This is a genomic window from Peribacillus sp. NPDC101481, from assembly GCF_044767165.1.
In the GTDB taxonomy this organism is placed as follows: domain Bacteria; phylum Bacillota; class Bacilli; order Bacillales; family DSM-1321; genus Peribacillus.
Map to the genome: position 1 here is coordinate 58,097 of NZ_JBIWNJ010000008.1, position 16,880 is coordinate 74,976.

General features: G+C 42.2%; 16 protein-coding genes, 1 rRNA gene and 1 other annotated feature. All 17 genes read right to left on the bottom strand.

Annotated features, from left to right (window positions below; genetic code table 11):
• Positions 1-201: 201 nt before the first annotated feature.
• Positions 202-834 (bottom strand): RNA polymerase sporulation sigma factor SigH, encoded by a 633-nt coding sequence (gene sigH, locus ACIROD_RS25455; protein WP_094246690.1) that lies wholly within the window; start codon positions 832-834, stop codon positions 202-204.
• Positions 835-919: 85 nt separating this feature from the next.
• Positions 920-1,429 carry an NYN domain-containing protein gene (locus ACIROD_RS25460; RefSeq protein WP_034305067.1) on the bottom strand — a complete coding sequence of 170 codons (510 nt, stop codon included), beginning with the start codon at positions 1,427-1,429 and terminating at the stop codon, positions 920-922.
• A 4-nt stretch (positions 1,430-1,433) separates the two neighbouring features.
• Positions 1,434-2,177, bottom strand: a complete 744-nt coding sequence (gene rlmB / locus ACIROD_RS25465) for a 23S rRNA (guanosine(2251)-2'-O)-methyltransferase RlmB (RefSeq protein ID WP_063235788.1) — start codon at positions 2,175-2,177, stop codon at positions 1,434-1,436.
• Complete coding sequence (locus tag ACIROD_RS25470) at positions 2,174-2,596, bottom strand: Mini-ribonuclease 3 (protein ID WP_402945496.1); 423 nt, start codon at positions 2,594-2,596, stop codon at positions 2,174-2,176. The genes rlmB and ACIROD_RS25470 overlap by 4 nt, the downstream gene beginning before the upstream one ends.
• Positions 2,597-2,599: 3 nt before the next feature.
• Positions 2,600-3,997 carry a cysteine--tRNA ligase gene (gene cysS, locus ACIROD_RS25475; RefSeq protein WP_402945499.1) on the bottom strand — a complete coding sequence of 466 codons (1,398 nt, stop codon included), beginning with the start codon at positions 3,995-3,997 and terminating at the stop codon, positions 2,600-2,602.
• 1 nt (position 3,998) lies between these two features.
• Positions 3,999-4,649, bottom strand: a complete 651-nt coding sequence (gene cysE / locus ACIROD_RS25480; protein WP_101225864.1) for a serine O-acetyltransferase — start codon at positions 4,647-4,649, stop codon at positions 3,999-4,001.
• A gap of 85 nt (positions 4,650-4,734) precedes the next feature.
• Positions 4,735-4,983 (bottom strand) — a binding site (T-box leader).
• Between the two features lie 42 nt (positions 4,984-5,025).
• Entirely contained in the window at positions 5,026-6,483 is a 1,458-nt protein-coding gene (gene gltX, locus ACIROD_RS25485) for a glutamate--tRNA ligase (protein ID WP_402907275.1), read from the bottom strand.
• Positions 6,484-6,573: 90 nt separating this feature from the next.
• Entirely contained in the window at positions 6,574-7,053 is a 480-nt protein-coding gene (gene ispF / locus ACIROD_RS25490; protein ID WP_101225862.1) for a 2-C-methyl-D-erythritol 2,4-cyclodiphosphate synthase, read from the bottom strand.
• Between the two features lie 14 nt (positions 7,054-7,067).
• Positions 7,068-7,757 carry a 2-C-methyl-D-erythritol 4-phosphate cytidylyltransferase gene (ispD, locus tag ACIROD_RS25495; RefSeq protein ID WP_101225861.1) on the bottom strand — a complete coding sequence of 230 codons (690 nt, stop codon included), beginning with the start codon at positions 7,755-7,757 and terminating at the stop codon, positions 7,068-7,070.
• A 21-nt stretch (positions 7,758-7,778) separates the two neighbouring features.
• Positions 7,779-8,876, bottom strand: coding sequence for a PIN/TRAM domain-containing protein (locus tag ACIROD_RS25500; RefSeq protein WP_101225860.1), 1,098 nt, complete (start codon positions 8,874-8,876; stop codon positions 7,779-7,781).
• Positions 8,877-9,103: 227 nt separating this feature from the next.
• Positions 9,104-10,177, bottom strand: coding sequence for a DNA integrity scanning diadenylate cyclase DisA (gene disA / locus ACIROD_RS25505; protein WP_063595517.1), 1,074 nt, complete (start codon positions 10,175-10,177; stop codon positions 9,104-9,106).
• 2 nt (positions 10,178-10,179) lie between these two features.
• The gene (gene radA, locus ACIROD_RS25510; RefSeq protein ID WP_101225859.1) at positions 10,180-11,568 is read right to left on the bottom strand and encodes a DNA repair protein RadA; all 1,389 of its coding nucleotides are present in this window, start codon (positions 11,566-11,568) and stop codon (positions 10,180-10,182) included.
• Positions 11,569-11,766: 198 nt separating this feature from the next.
• A complete protein-coding gene (clpC, locus tag ACIROD_RS25515) occupies positions 11,767-14,208 on the bottom strand; it encodes an ATP-dependent protease ATP-binding subunit ClpC (RefSeq protein WP_101225858.1) in 2,442 nt (813 codons plus the stop codon).
• Between the two features lie 129 nt (positions 14,209-14,337).
• On the bottom strand, positions 14,338-15,414 hold the full coding sequence (mcsB, locus tag ACIROD_RS25520; RefSeq protein ID WP_101225857.1) for a protein-arginine kinase McsB: 1,077 nt from the start codon (positions 15,412-15,414) through the stop codon (positions 14,338-14,340).
• Entirely contained in the window at positions 15,411-15,962 is a 552-nt protein-coding gene (gene mcsA / locus ACIROD_RS25525; RefSeq protein ID WP_402945506.1) for a protein-arginine kinase activator protein McsA, read from the bottom strand. Before mcsA ends, mcsB begins: the two co-directional genes overlap by 4 nt.
• Before the next feature lie 21 nt (positions 15,963-15,983).
• On the bottom strand, positions 15,984-16,445 hold the full coding sequence (locus ACIROD_RS25530; RefSeq protein WP_101225855.1) for a CtsR family transcriptional regulator: 462 nt from the start codon (positions 16,443-16,445) through the stop codon (positions 15,984-15,986).
• A gap of 344 nt (positions 16,446-16,789) precedes the next feature.
• A 5S ribosomal RNA gene (rrf, locus tag ACIROD_RS25535) occupies positions 16,790-16,880 on the bottom strand; the annotation flags it as partial.

The following is a 16,880-nucleotide window of genomic DNA, read 5'->3' on the forward strand; positions in this document are numbered from 1 at the left end:
TAGATACACCTATCCTATCTACTATATCCATAAAACCTTATCACGGCTGTTTTTTATTGTCAATATCAAAGCAGGTTTCGACGATTATGGACACCGGAAATCAGAATATCGGTTTACTTGCCAACCATTAAAAATCTTTGTGAATAATAAACTTCCATGTGGAGAAGGGACAGATGAAATTAAGCGGAAAAAGCGGAGGGATTATAAACTGATTTCCCTTACTTCCAGATAGCGCTCGAGCTTTCTTTTCACCCGCTGAAGGGCGTTGTCGATTGACTTAACATGCCGGTTCAACTCTTCCGAAATTTCTTGGTAGGTTTGTCCATCCAGGTAAAGAGCTAACACTTTTCTCTCAAGATCACTCAGGAGCTCGGCCATCTTTAATTCGATATCGTCAAACTCTTCTTGGTTGATGATCAGTTCTTCCGGGTCCAAAACTTTCGTACCCGATATAATATCCATTAGAGTTCGATCCGATTCCTCATCGTAAATGGGCTTGTCCAGGGAAACATAGGAATTGAGCGGAATATGTTTTTGACGTGTTGCTGTTTTGATAGCTGTAATGATCTGCCTTGTAATGCATAGTTCTGCAAATGCTTTAAAAGAAGATAACTTATCCCCTTTAAAATCACGGACGGCTTTATATAAACCAATCATACCTTCTTGCACGATGTCTTCCTTATCGGCACCAATCAAGAAATAAGTCCTTGCCTTAGCTCTTACAAAATTACGATACTTTTGGATCAAATAATCCAGCGCTTCACTGTCTCCAGTGTGCACCAACCCTATCAATTCATCATCCTCAAACTGCAGATACTTTTCGTTCAGCTTCATTCCGAATTTGAGACCCACATTATATCCCCCTGACCTGACTCAGATAGAAATATTATACAGCAGGTAAAATTTACCCGTCAATGGTTCATATTTTACCCCGGCGCCATTTTTCGAAAATTTCTGCCACTTCTTCACTTAAAGGAATTTTAGCCACGGGTCTTATCGTCGTTGTTTTTCTTACATCTTTCTTGATTTCGCCTTGAATTTCTTCCATTTCAATAAGCAGTTCACGAGCGGATTTCCTTAGGGCCCCTTGGCCGAAGATCACCCACTGTTCCGTGAAGTCCGAGGTTGCCACTTGAATTTGTGTTTTGACATTATTCAGTTCAATGGCCATCTTTTCAATTCTTTCATCCGCAGTTTCATTTTCTTTTGTAAAAATTACGTCAACTTTGTGATTTTTGAATATACGGGCAATTCCCTGAACATATTGAGCGTCAAATACGACAATTACACGGTATCCGGTAAATGCTTGATATTCCGCCATCATTTCTATCAACCGGTCCCTTGCAGCAGCAAGATCCCGTTCCTTTAATTCTCTCAGTTCCGGCCAAGCTCCAATAATGTTATAACCGTCCACCAACAGAATATTCATTTCATCATTGCCCTAGGGGATTTCTTTTTCTATAAACCTCATACATCAATAAACCGGCTGCTACCGATGCATTTAACGAAGTTACTTGACCTGCCATAGGGAGACGGATGAGAAAATCACATTTATCCTTCATTAATCGTGCCATGCCCTTTCCTTCGCTGCCGATAACAAGTCCGATAGGCATCTTTCCATCCATGTTACGGTAATCATCGCTGCCTTTCGCATCGGTACCGACTATCCATACCCCGCGCTCTTTCAACTCTTCCACCGCTCTCGCCAAATTTGTAACGCGAGCTACCGGAATATATTCAATTGCACCCGTCGAGGCTTTTGCCACTGTTGCCGTCAAGCCCACAGCTCTCCTTTTTGGAATGATGATTCCATGGGCACCGACAGCATCAGCCGTCCTCATGATCGACCCTAAATTATGCGGATCTTCAACTTCATCAAGAATCATGAAAAAAGGTGCTTCGTCCCGTTCAGCCGCTTTTGCGAATAAATCATCCAGCTCCACATATTCATATGCAGCCACTTGTGCGATAACGCCTTGATGGATGCCTTCAGCCATTTGGTCAATTTTTTTCTTCGGTACGATTTGCACGAATACCTTCTTTTCCTTCGCCAGACCGATGAGTGGCTGCATCGAGCCTTTTTGCGAGCCTTCGGCTATCCAAATTTTATTAATATCCCGTTCGGAGCGAAGAGCTTCCAATACGGGGTTTCTGCCAATGATATATTCTTCGCTCATGGGTTACTCCCCTTTTCTTCTTCAATGTATTCAATGGATTTTTTGATGAGTTCTTCCATTCTTTCTATTCGGCCGGATAAATACAAAAATCCCATAAGTGCCTCGAAGGCTGTACTGTAGCGATACGTTTGCACATCTGTATTCTTCGGTACCGTACCGGATTTTGCATTTCGGCCGCGCCTAACGACTGCGGATTCCTCTTCCGATAACCAACCTGAGTCCAGGAAAAAGTGGATGACTTTATTTTGTGCTTTAGCCGCTACAAAAGATGTAGCCTTTTTGTGAAGTAGATTTGGCTTGACCGATCCTTTTTGAATGAGGTGATGCCGTATATACGTTTCGTATACGGCATCACCTATATATGCTAAAGCAAGACTGTTCAGCATTTTTGCATCTACCTTACTATCGTAATGAAGCATTAATTACCCTCTTTTCCATCTTGTACCTTGAGGGGTATCCTCTAATATGATATTCATGTTTTTCAAGCGATCACGAATTTCATCAGATAACCCAAAATTGCGGTCTTTCCGCGCTTGAATTCTCTGCTGTATCAACCCTTCAATTTCTTCATCCAAAAGCCCCTCTTCTTCAAGGGATAAACCGAGGACAGAAAATAAGATGTTGAATTTATCAAGGAAAGCATTAATCACTTCCTTGTCTGTGTTTTTCTCCATCAAGTAATAATTCGCCTGTTTGGATAGTTCAAAGAGCATGGATATTGCATTAGCTGTGTTGAAATCATCGTCCATTTCCTTAATGAATTGTTCATGTAATTCATTAAGCTTCTCCAACCAAACATCATTATTCTCAGTCAATCCATCACTTACTTGAAGGCGATGCTTTAAGTTTTGATAAGATGTCCTTAAGCGTTCTAGGGACGCTTTTACATTTTCAAGCACTTCTTCGCTATAATTGATGGGATGACGGTAATGTACAGATAACATGAAGAAGCGTAACACTTGTGGATCATGCTTCTGTATGATGTCATGCACAAGGACGAAATTGCCTAAGGACTTAGACATTTTTTCATTCTCAATATTTATATACCCATTATGCATCCAATAATTCGCAAAGGTCTTACCCGTCAATGCTTCGGATTGTGCAATTTCATTTTCATGATGCGGAAAAGCCAGATCTTGACCCCCTGCATGAATATCGATCGTATCGCCCAAATACTTTTTGACCATTGCGGAGCATTCGATATGCCAGCCAGGACGACCCTTACCCCATGGGCTCTCCCAAGATATTTCATCATCCTTGGCCGTTTTCCAAAGGGCAAAATCAAGGGCATCTTGTTTTTTCTCCCCTATTTCAATACGGGCCCCCACTCGCAGCTCATCGATGGACTGATGTGAAAGCTTTCCATATCCCCCAAACTTACGAGTGCGGTAATACACATCCCCTTCAGATTCATAAGCGAATCCTTTCTCAATTAATGCCGAAATGAATTCAATGATTGCATCCATGTTCTCCATTACGGTTGGGTGAGCATCCGCTTTTTTGCAGCCCAATGCCGATACGTCTTCAAAATAAGCCTTAATGAAACGCTCTGAGATGGTCGGGACATCTTCACCCAATTCTTTTGCCGCGCGAATCAGCTTATCATCTACATCGGTAAAGTTCGAAACGAATTGCACATCATATCCACGGTAATCCAAATACCTACGTACGGTATCAAATACGATTGCCGGTCTTGCATTACCTATATGAATGTAATTATAGACAGTGGGCCCGCATACATACATCTTCACCTTTCCCTCTTCAATCGGGACGAAGGTTTCCTTTTTTCTTGTTGCTGTGTTATATATTTTAATCGCCATATTATAGACTCCTTTCTTCCTGCTTCTGTTCAGCCAGCTTCTCTCTTAAGGCCCTGAGTTCACTATCCAATTCCTTAAAGCGATCAGCGATTGGATCAGGAAGATCACAATGATTTAGGTCTTTGTTGATTTTGATACCATCTTGAATGACCACTTTACCTGGAATGCCCACCACTGTAGAATTAGGTGGCACTTCCTTTAAAACAACCGATCCTGCACCGATTTTTGAGTTTTCCCCAACAGTGATGGAACCAAGCACTTTTGCTCCTGTAGCAATCAGGACATTATCCTTTATCGTAGGATGACGTTTTCCCTTTTCCTTTCCTGTTCCCCCAAGGGTTACACCTTGAAAGACAGATACATTGTCGCCAATTTCACAAGTTTCGCCAATGACGATCCCCATTCCATGGTCAATGAAAAAACGACGGCCAATCGTAGCCCCTGGATGAATTTCAATTCCGGTAAAAAACCGACTGATTTGAGATATACTTCTTGCCAGGAAAAAGAATTTCTTCTTGAATAGTGCATGAGCCATCCTATGACTCCAAATTGCATGTAAACCCGCATACGTCAATATGACTTCCAAATAGCTGCGCGCAGCAGGATCTTGATCAAAAACCACTTCGATATCCTCTTTAAACATCTTTAACAAAATGATTCCCCCCTATGTTCCGTCCTTTTCCAACATCCCCTTTTGAAGCTTTTAAAGCATATAAAAAAGCGTCTCTGTCCAAATAGACAGAGACGCTTGAAGCGCGGTTCCACTCTGTTTGGAATGTAAAAACCAGATAAAGCTTTTTCCTGTTTTTTCATCCCCAACTTTAATCCCTGTAACGGAGGAAATTCCGCCTGTGCCTACTATAAGTTAGTTCAGCAAAGGACTCAAGGGTGCATTTCAGAAAACGAGAGGCTTGAACCACTTTCAGCAGGTTATGGTTCTCTCTAAAAAGCTTCGTTTACTTACTTCTCCCCATCTACGCGTTCTTTTGTAAGATTATTAAATACTATATTACATTTTCGACAAATTGTTAATATAAAATACTCTGAATACGCTGTTTAATTTTTTCCTTGCCCAGTAATGAAATCGCCTTAGGCAAGTCAGGACCATGTGTTTGACCCGTGACGGCAGCCCTTATCGGCATGAATAATTTTTTCCCTTTATGACCTGTGCCTTTTTGTACGGCTTTAATCGACTTCTTGATTTCATCCGCGTTAAATTCTTCAAGCCCTTCAATCTCCTGAAGGAAAGCTTTCATGACTTCCGGTACCTGTTCTTCAGCCAACACTTCCTTAGCTTCTTCCTCGAACACGACCTCATCCTTGAAAAACAGTTCAGATAGCTCGACTATTTCCGCTCCATAGCTCATCTGCTCTTGAAAAAGGGAAACTAGCCCATGTACCCACTCTTCTTCTTCGGCGGTCAGTGTCTCTGAAACCTTCCCGGCTTTAATTAAGTGAGGCATTGACAATTCCACTGCACGATTGACGTCCAATTGCTTAACATATTGGTTATTCATCCATGTAAGCTTTTGTTTATCGAAAAGTGCAGGTGACTTAGAAAGACGGTCAGCATCGAAAATATTAATGAATTCTTCCTTCGTGAAAATCTCTTCCTCCCCGACCGGAGACCACCCTAGTAATGTAATGAAATTGAATAACGCTTCAGGTACATAACCAAGCTCTTCATATTGCTCAATGAATTGAATGATCGACTCATCACGTTTACTCAGTTTCTTCCTGCTTTCGTTTACAATCAGCGTCATATGTCCGAATACCGGCGGTTCCCAGCCGAAAGCTTCATAAATCATCAATTGTTTTGGAGTATTGGAGATATGATCATCACCGCGAAGGACATGGGAAATCTTCATCAAATGATCATCGACGGCCACTGCAAAGTTATAGGTTGGAATGCCATCTTTTTTAACGATAACAAAATCACCAAAGCCATCTGTTTCAAAAGAAACCTCATCCTTGACCATATCTTTGAAAGTAAGGACCTTCCCAGCCGGAACGGCAAAGCGAATGCTCGGTTTTCTTCCTTGAGCCAATAGTTCCGCTTGCTCTTCCTCAGTTAAATGCTTGCACTTCCCTGAATATTTTGGCGTTTCATTGCGTTCGACCTGTCCTTCACGCTCTGCTTCAAGCTCTTCTTCCGTACAATAGCATTTATATGCCAAACCCTTATCTAAAAGCTCTTGATACAATTCCTGATAAAGGTCGTTCCTTTCGGATTGACGATATGGCCCGTATTCACCGCCAACATCAACACCTTCATCCCAATCCATACCAAGCCATTTTAAATATTTAAGCTGACTATCCTCTCCGCCTTCAATATTTCTCTTTTGGTCGGTATCTTCAATACGAATGATGAATTTCCCGCCTTTATTTCGTGCATATAAATAATTAAATAAAGCAGTCCGTGCATTACCAATATGTAAATGTCCAGTCGGACTCGGTGCATAGCGAACTCGAATATCACTGCTCATGATATATATAGACCTCCCAGTCGTTCTATTCTATTGTATATATTATCATTTAAATACATTGGGATAAAGGCATCCACCCTAAAAATGAATTTAGTTTGATTTAACCAATAAGACTACAGCCTGTGCCGCGATTCCTTCGCTCCTGCCTGTAAATCCAAGTTTCTCGGTAGTGGTCGCCTTTACATTAATTCTGTCTATCGACGTATCTAAAAGTTCAGCAATCCTGCCTCGCATCTCCTCAATATACGGTGCCATTTTCGGGCTTTGTGCAATGATTGTACAGTCCGCATTGCCCAGGGAATATCCTTCTTTTTTTACAATTGCCCAAATATACTGCAGCAGTTTTGCCGAATCGGCATCTTTAAATTCAGGATCGGTATCCGGAAAATGCTTACCGATATCCCCTGCACCAATTGCACCCAAGCAGGCATCAGCAACAGTATGCAGAAGGACATCCGCATCAGAATGCCCTAGCAAACCTTTCTCATACGGAATCGTAATCCCGCCAATAATCAAAGGTCTGCCCTCTACAAGCTGATGAACGTCATATCCTTGTCCTATTCTAAACATATCATTCTCCCCAATCATCTTTTTCCATGTTGTTGTTTATGTAAAATCGCTTCTGCAAAATAAAGGTCTTCCTGAGTCGTAATTTTAATATTATCATAATTGCCCTCAATAATAACTACCTGTTCATTGATCCGCTCTAGCAAACTTGCATCATCCGTCCCTAAAAACGCTTCAGCTTCTGCCTGTTCATACGCACTTTTTAATATGGATACACGAAAAGCTTGTGGAGTTTGCACCGCCCACAAGCTTGATCGTTCCACTGTTTCCACTACCTCTTTGTTTGCCGCTTTTTTAATCGTATCCTTAACGGGCACTGCAATTACGGCACCTCCATGCAGGGAGGCGGCAGCAGTCAATTCACTGATTTGCCCAAGATTGATAAAAGGGCGGGCACCGTCATGGACCAAGATGATGTCTTCTTCTGCATGTTGCAGTCCATTATACACGCTTTGTTGGCGCTCCTTGCCACCCATGACCAGTTTCTTGACCTTTTTAAGCCCATACGCTGCTATCAATTGATTGAAATAATCCTTTTCTGCCGGGTTTATCGAAAGGATAATCCCCCGACAGTCAGGATCTTCTTCGAAGACACGCAGTGTATAAACAATGATCGGGATACCCGATAGTTCAATAAAAAGTTTATTCTTGCCCGCCTTCATTCTTTTGCCTTGTCCAGCTGCAGGTATCACTACTTCATAAAACATAACGGTTTCTCCTACTCTTCTTTATAATGCTTTTTCTAATAGTTTCGGTTTAGCGAATATCATCCGGCCTGCAGAGGTCTGCAATACACTTGTGACAAGTACATCGATTCGTTTCCCGATATGATCACGGCCACCCTCGACTACGATCATGGTACCGTCATCCAAATAAGCGATGCCCTGGTTCTGCTCTTTCCCATCCTTGATGACTTGAACATTCATCTCTTCCCCAGGAAGTACAACAGGTTTAACGGCATTGGCCAGATCATTGATATTAAGAACCGCCACGTTTTGAAACTCGCATACTTTGTTTAAATTGAAATCATTGGTAACGACCATTCCGCCCGATATTTTGGCAAGCTTCACCAGTTTACTGTCCACTTCCTGAATGTCTTCAAAATCACCCTCGTACATCTCCACTTTAATCGGCAGGTCTTTTTGAATTCGATTCAAGATATCCAAACCGCGTCTTCCGCGATTCCTTTTCAATGCATCAGATGAATCGGCAATGTGCTGCAGCTCGTTTAAAACGAATTGAGGAATAACTATGGTACCCTCCAGAAAGCCCGTCTGACAGATATCCGCAATTCTACCATCAATGATGACGCTAGTATCGAGAATCTTAAGCCGCTTGCTATACCCCTCTTCATCCTCTTCGTTCGCTTCACCATCAGTATTCTTTTTCTTATTGCTTTTCATGAATAAACTCAATAGCTCATCACGTTTTTTAAAGCCCACCTGAAAACCAAGATAACCAAATAAAAGCGTAAGGATGATAGGTACCACTGTATTTAAAATAGGAACCTTGATGGCACTGAAGGCGGAGCCAACCAAGAACGCCGCAAGCAGTCCCACTAAAAGGCCGACGCTGCCAAAGATTATATCCGTAATCGGTATCTTAACAAGCTGTTCCTCCAGCCACTTCATAAAATAGATCACATGATCTACTGCCCAAAAAGTTATAAGATAAAAGATAATGGCACCCAACAGTACACTTACATAAGGATTGTTTAATAAAGCAATATCGTCTGCATGTAAAACAATTAATAATTCAGGAATTAGTAACATACCAAGTGTTCCGCCGACTATTAAGAAGCATGCTTGTATAATGCGTTTTAACATCCCTTTCACCTCCCTCTACTCATTATTGACCAATAAAATAAAATGAAACCTTCGAAAATTCGTTTTCATTATATACGTTAAATTCACTTAAGGAATTAGTGGATTTACAAATACGACTTCTTCTCTTTTTCGTAATATTAGCCTAGCACCCTGAGTTTTGAGTGTCAAAAATAAACACCAACCAATTTCAAGCTGGTTCAGGTGAATGTTAAAAGGCCAGCTGCTCCTTACATCCTTCTATTTGTGACCAGCTGATTTTTTAAAATGCGGAGTCCTTCTTTGATTTTATTGGCGCGGACTTCGCCTATACCCTCCACATCGTCAAGGTTTTCAACCGTAGCTTTATTGACTTCACTAAAGCTTCCGAACTGTTTCACTAAATTTTCGATGATCAAACCCGGCAGGCGTGGGATTTTATGAAGAATACGGTAACCACGGGGATGTACTGACTCATCAAGATGTATGTATCCATGATAGCCCAGCACCTTCAGAAGAATGCTTTCATCCAGTTTTTCCTGCATGGCCAACTCTTGAAGCCTAAAAATGATTTCCTCGGGATTTTCATCATTACTGGAGGTATAATCCTTGATAAGCCATTTTCCTTCCGTTTCAATATCTGCCAGGATTTCATTCATTTGCAAACGGATCAATCTTCCTTCCGTACCAAGCTCATTAAGGTACGTTAGTAGCTCGGCCTTGATTCTGAGCACCATTACATAACGGTGAAATACCTGCAAAAGGTCGGCATAGGTCACGATTTCCTCAAACTCGAGCGCTCCTAAAACCGATATGCTCTGCTGCAGGACCACCTTGTATTTTTCCAGGGTCTGGATGGCCAAATTAGCCTTAGCAAGTATGACTCCTATATCTTTAAGGGCATACCGGAAATTGCCCTGATATAAAGTGATGACATTCCGACGTTGTGAGATTGCGATGACCAACGACTTGGTCTCCCTTGCCACACGTTCCGCTGTCCTATGCCGCATTCCCGTTTCAGTGGAAGGTGTGCTATTGTCCGGCACTAATTGGGCATTTGCGAAAATGATCTTATCGGCCGTTTCATTTAAAATGATGGCCCCGTCCATCTTCGCCAACTCATATAATGTGCTGGGGGTACAGCTGCAGTTGATTTCGAAGCCGCCATCCACGATCGTTCGCACCTTCTCGTTATATCCGACCACTATCAAACCACCTGTATTTGCCCTCAGGACATTTTCAATACCCTCACGAAGCGGGGTACCCGGTGCTACAATTTGCAGAATTTCCAATTTAGTTTTCTCATACCCTTTTTTATCTGTCATACTTAACCCCCTAACGATTGTTTAAGAGCCTCCGAAACCGATGAAACACCAACGATCTTAATACCTTTTGGCGCAGTCCATCCCCCTATATTATTAGCCGGTATGATAACCCGCTCAAACCCTAATTTCGCCGCTTCCTGCACTCTTTGTTCTATCCGTGACACCCTTCTCACTTCCCCAGTCAGCCCCACTTCACCAATGATGCAATCGGCAGGGTTTGTTGGTTTATCTCGGAAGCTTGATGCAATGCTTATTGCAACAGCGAGGTCAATTGCCGGTTCATCAAGCTTGACCCCACCAGCAACCTTTAAATACGCATCCTGGTTTTGGAGCAGCAAGCCCACTCTCTTTTCCAAAACAGCCATTAAAAGCGAAACTCGATTGTGGTCAATTCCCGTGGCCATTCGCCTTGGGTTTCCAAAACTCGTAGGTGAAATCAATGCTTGAATTTCGACAAGCACCGGCCTTGTGCCCTCCATGGATGCGACGACTGTGGAACCCGAAGCTCCTTGCGACCGTTCTTCAAGGAAAATTTCCGATGGATTCGCTACCTCTTCCAATCCATGTTCTTTCATTTCAAAAATACCCATCTCATTCGTCGAACCAAAGCGGTTTTTGACCGCACGTATAATTCGATATGTATGGTGTCTTTCTCCTTCAAAATATAAAACGGTGTCAACCATGTGCTCAAGCAGCCGCGGCCCCGCAATGGCCCCTTCCTTTGTAACGTGACCGACGATAAAAATTGCGATCCCGTTCGTTTTAGCTATTCGCATGAGTGAAGCTGTGCATTCCCTCACTTGTGAAACGCTTCCCGGGGCAGATGTAACCTCCGAATGATATACCGTTTGAATGGAGTCAATAATGACCAAATCCGGTTTTACCTCTGTAATGGCCTGTTGGATATAGTCCATATCGGTTTCAGCATAAACGAACAGATGTTCCGACATGGTCCCCAGCCGGTCTGCTCTCAATTTGGTCTGCTTGACTGATTCCTCACCTGATATATATAGCACTTTTTTCTGTTTATGCGCCAATTGGGATGATACCTGTAAAAGCAGGGTGGACTTACCGATACCCGGGTCCCCTCCGATCAATACAAGTGACCCCTGTACGATCCCGCCCCCAAGAGCACGATTCAATTCCATTAAATCCGTCTTAATCCGTGGTTCTTTTTCTGATTGAATGGTCGTTATGGGTGCTGCCTTCTCCCGTTCCCCGGAACCTCTAACCTCCGAATGGGTAAACGCGCCCTTTCTAGCAGGCTTAACGATTTCGGTTTCCTCGACCATTTTGTTCCATTCACCGCAGCCTGGGCATTTCCCCATCCATTTCGCGGATTCATATCCACAAGACTGACACATAAATTTTGTTTTCTTTTTTACAGCCATAAATTACTCCTCTTCCTTTGGAAAAAATATCTATATTAAGGATATTATATCTCTGTTTTATTTAAACCTTCTTAAGGCTAAGTTTTTTTAAAAAAATATTCACTCTGCTTGTCCCGTTTATACTCATATCTACCTATAGATAAAAAACAGAGGTACACTGCAAAAGAATCTGCGTGTACCTCGAAGTTTAGGATCAGGTTATTCACTTACATTAACAGGCTCGCCTTGCCGGATTGCAAACTCATTATTCACGACATCCATTACGACCGTTTGCCCTTTTTTCACGTTGCCTTTAAGCAACTCTTCGGATAGATAATCTTCTACATGCTTCTGAAGTGCCCTGCGGATTGGACGTGCACCATATTCCGGATCAAAACCTTCGGTTGCAATTTTTTCTCTAGCCGCATCTGTCAGCTCCAAGTATATCTCCTGTTCTTTCAAACGGGTAGTAAGCTGATTTGACATTAATGTAACGATTTGTTTCAAATGATCCTTCTCTAATGAGTGGAACACGATGGTTTCATCAATACGATTCAGGAATTCCGGACGGAATGCACGTTTGAGTTCTTCCATCACTTTCCCTTTCATATTTTTATAGTCCTGGCCAGTATCCTGGATGTTAAAGCCGACATACTTATCGATTTTCAAAGCCGACGCACCTACATTCGATGTCATGATCAGAATGGTATTCCTGAAATCGACAGTACGACCCTTGGAATCTGTCAGCCTTCCGTCTTCCAATACTTGAAGAAGGATATTGAAGACATCCGGATGCGCCTTTTCTATTTCATCAAGCAGAACGACAGAGTATGGTTTCCTCCGCACTTTTTCCGTTAACTGACCGCCTTCTTCGTATCCAACATATCCTGGAGGGGATCCAACAAGACGTGAAGTTGAATGTTTCTCCATATATTCGGACATATCGATACGGATCATGGCATCTTCATCACCAAAAATTGATTCAGCCAAAGCACGTGCAAGCTCGGTTTTACCGACCCCTGTAGGTCCCAAGAAGATGAATGAACCAATTGGACGTTTAGGATCTTTCAAACCTGCCCTGGCACGTCGTACTGCTTTAGAAACCGCAATGACGGCCTCTTCCTGCCCAATTACACGATCATGGAGGATCGACTCCATATTAAGAAGTTTGTCTGACTCTGTTTGCGCCAGTTTAGTGACTGGCACTCCCGTCCAGCTGGACACGACATGTGCAATGTCATCCACAGTGACTTCACTGTTCTCCTGCCCTTGTTTTTCTTTCCAAGTTTTTTTCGTTTCTTCCAATTGTTCTCTTAAGCGTTGTTCCGTATCGCGAAGCGAAGCTGCTTTTTCAAATTCCTGACTCTGAACGGAAGCATCCTTTTCCTTGCGAACATCGTCTAGCTTCACTTCAAGTTCCTTTAAGTTAGGTGGCGTTGTGTATGAGCGCAGCCTGACCTTGGAGCCAGCTTCATCAATCAAGTCAATCGCTTTATCCGGTAAAAAGCGATCGGAAATATAACGGTCGGATAATTTGACTGCGGCATCAATCGCTTCGTCAGTAATCGATACGCGGTGATGTGCCTCATAACGGTCACGCAGCCCCTTGAGGATTTGGATGGATTCCTCAATAGTCGGCTCATCGACTTGGATTGGCTGGAAACGACGTTCAAGCGCAGCATCCTTTTCAATATACTTACGGTATTCATCCAATGTTGTAGCACCGATACATTGTAATTCACCACGTGCCAATGATGGTTTAAGGATATTGGACGCATCGATGGCACCTTCTGCACCACCTGCACCAATCAATGTATGCAATTCATCGATGAATAGGATGATATTACCCGCCTGACGTATTTCATCCATAACTTTCTTCAACCGGTCCTCAAATTCACCACGGTATTTAGTACCAGCCACAACGGTACCCATATCAAGTGTCATTACGCGTTTATCGCGTAAAATTTCAGGTACCTCATTATTGATGATCTGTTGGGCAAGCCCTTCAGCAATGGCTGTTTTACCTACCCCAGGTTCACCGATCAATACTGGGTTATTTTTTGTACGGCGGCTTAATACCTCAATGACACGCTGTATTTCCTTACTTCTTCCGATAACGGGATCCAGGCTTCCTTCCCTGGCAATCGCCGTTAAATCACGGGCTAGGCCATCCAGTGTCGGTGTACTCGCATTTGAAGCGGCAGAACCTTGATGACCACCTGATTCATTGCTGCCCAAAAGCTGTAATACTTGTTGTCTGGCTTTATTTAAACTTACTCCAAGATTATTCAATACGCGGGCAGCTACACCTTCCCCTTCTCGTATAAGACCTAGAAGAACATGCTCTGTCCCAACATATGAGTGACCTAATTTTCTTGCCTCATCCATGGAAAGTTCAATGACTTTCTTGGCTCTTGGGGTATAATGTATCGTTTGAGCCGTATCCTGTCCACGGCCAATTAAATTTTCCACTTCTTTCTGAATCTTATCCGGACCCAATCCAAGAGCAAATAACGCCTTGGCTGCAATACCATCGCCTTCTCGGACAAGACCCAGTAAAATATGTTCCGTGCCAATATTATTATGACCTAAACGGATTGCCTCTTCTTGGGCTAATGCTAATACTTTCTGGGCTCTTTCAGTAAAACGACCAAACATCATAGGGAATTCCTCCTTAGAATTTTCGTTTTGAATAAAGTTGCTGGCAATTCTCTAAGTAATGGCAGAAGCTTATTCTTGCTCCATATCTATTACATGAAATTTGATACTCCCTAAAGAGGTCTATGACCTCTATGAGGAGGAAGATTCAGTGAAATTCAAGCGTTCCCGGATGAGTGCTGCTCTTCGAATATCCCTTTCATGGGGTCTTAAAGGGCCGCCTGCGTACTTTTGTAAAAATCCCGACTGCGTCAAAATCATCAACTCATTTAGAATGCTTTTGGAAATATTTTTTATATACCCAAGATCTATCCCTAACCTGACATCGGAGATACAGGTAGCTGCTTCCTTGGTCTCGATGATTCGAGCATTGGACAAAATCCCATATGAACGGAAAATTCTATCTTCTAATTGTATGTGGGAAGTCCTCGCTAATGCATCCCTCGCTGACCGTTCCTGGGCTATGATTTGTTGCACTACACTTGTTAGATCTTCAACGATATCCCTTTCCGACTTTCCAAGAGTAATTTGATTTGAGATTTGAAAAATATTCCCTAACGCTTGACTGCCCTCTCCATAAATCCCTCGAACCACCAACCCCAATTGGTTGATAGCCGGTATGATATTATTCATCTGCTGTGTAAGGACCAGGCCGGGAAGATGCATCATGACTGAAGCCCTTAATCCTGTTCCCACATTAGTCGGACAACTTGTTAGGTATCCTCTTTCTTCATCATATGCATAGTCTATGGATTCTTCAATCCAATCGTCAAGAACATTTGCAATCTTTAAGGTTTCCTTCAGCTGCAATCCCGACATTAAACATTGAATACGGAGGTGATCCTCTTCATTTATCATGATACTTATTTCTTCATTTTCCGAAAGGAGACATGCGCTTTTCGCTGAATCTTCAACTAAATGAGGACTGATTAAATGTTTTTCAACGAGAACGCGCTTTTCCAGTGGCTGCAATTGGTCAATCTCTAAAAGTTCCAGTTTCCCAATCTCTGGAGTCACTTCCTCTTCAATTCTTTTTTTGACCAATTCAATGATTTTTTTAGCTTCTTCGTTAGAAAAGGAGGTTGGGAAGGTAAAGTCTTTGAAATTCCTGGCCAGCCGAATCCGCGAACTCAATACAATATCGATTTCCGGCCCTTCGGCACTCATCCAGGAACTCAAAGCGTTTTCTACAAACTTTTCCAAGCTCATAATTCCTCGCCTCCCTCTTGGGCTTCATACCTTTTTTCGAGGGAACGTACCTTATCTCTTACCTCTGCCGCTTTCTCGAATTCCTCTTGATCAATGTGGGCCTTTAAAACTTCTTTCAAATCTGAAATTTGCTTTCGAAGATAGATGGTGCCACCGATCCTTTTTGGAATTTTCCCTATATGTGCTGTATTGCCGCTATGAACCCTCTTTAAAATGGGATTTAACTGTTCATTGAACGTTTTATAACATTCGGCACAGCCAAACTTACCAATATGGACAAATTCTTTATAAGATCGATGACAATGCGGGCAACGCCTCTCTTCCGTTTTAGGAAATGCATTTGCCTTCGTCTGTTGAATATTCGACTCGATATTCAACAATCCTGCTAATAAATTATTTATTGAAAAACCAGGTCCACCTGCATCCATGAATATTTCGCCTTTTTCCTGAGCACATATCTCACAAATCATGATTTCAGTCTTTTTTCCATTGATGATTTTGGTGAAGTGCAGGGTAGCAGGCCTTTGATGACATTCTTGGCAAATCAACGTTCATCACCTCTGCCAGTTTCATTTATATTTTAAAGTCGTAAGCATCGCAGTTAAAATTCTTGCCCTAAGTTCATCGCGGTCAGGTAGGTCGATATAAATCACCGATCTATCTATGACGCTCATCATAATCTTTGCTTCTCTTTCATTAATGACGTCTTCATTCATCAGCCGTGAAATTACTCCTTCAGCCATCGATTGAGATACCCTGGAACCAATAAGCGATAATAATTGGTTGATAAGTTGCACGGAATCCTGTGATTCCACCTTCATGATGCGTATATAACCTCCGCCCCCACGCTTACTCTCTACAACATAACCTCTCTCGATGGTAAACCTGGTATTGATTACGTAATTGATTTGAGAAGGAACACACTGAAATTTATCTGCTATTTCACTTCTTTTAATCTCCAAGATATCTTTTTGACTTATTTCAAGTACTTGCTTCAAATAAGTTTCGATAACATCAGATATGTTTCTCACTCAGCCTCCTCCATTCTGACTTTGACTATATTTGACTATTATTATACAAGGAATAATGCATTTTGCAACTTAAACGCACTTTCTTTCTGTAATATCCATTTTCTCCAAATTATATGTAGTTACATACCCCATTGAACATTAAAGTTAAAATATCTTACATAAATACCCTAAAAAGACAAAAGCAAAACCTGCTATTTTTTCTTCTCCTTAAGGTTTCACAATTTTAATACTGTCCAATTCTAGCTCACCAAAAATACGGCCAGCCCATGCTGTCCCATAAATAAAAAACTTTTTTAATTACGAACATCAAAAAAGACCAGCCGGATGGCTGATCTTAATAAATGGCTTGGCGGCGTCCTACTCTCACAGGGGGAAACCCCCAACTACCATCGGCGCTGAAGAGCTTAACTGCCGTGTTCGGAATGGGAACGGGTG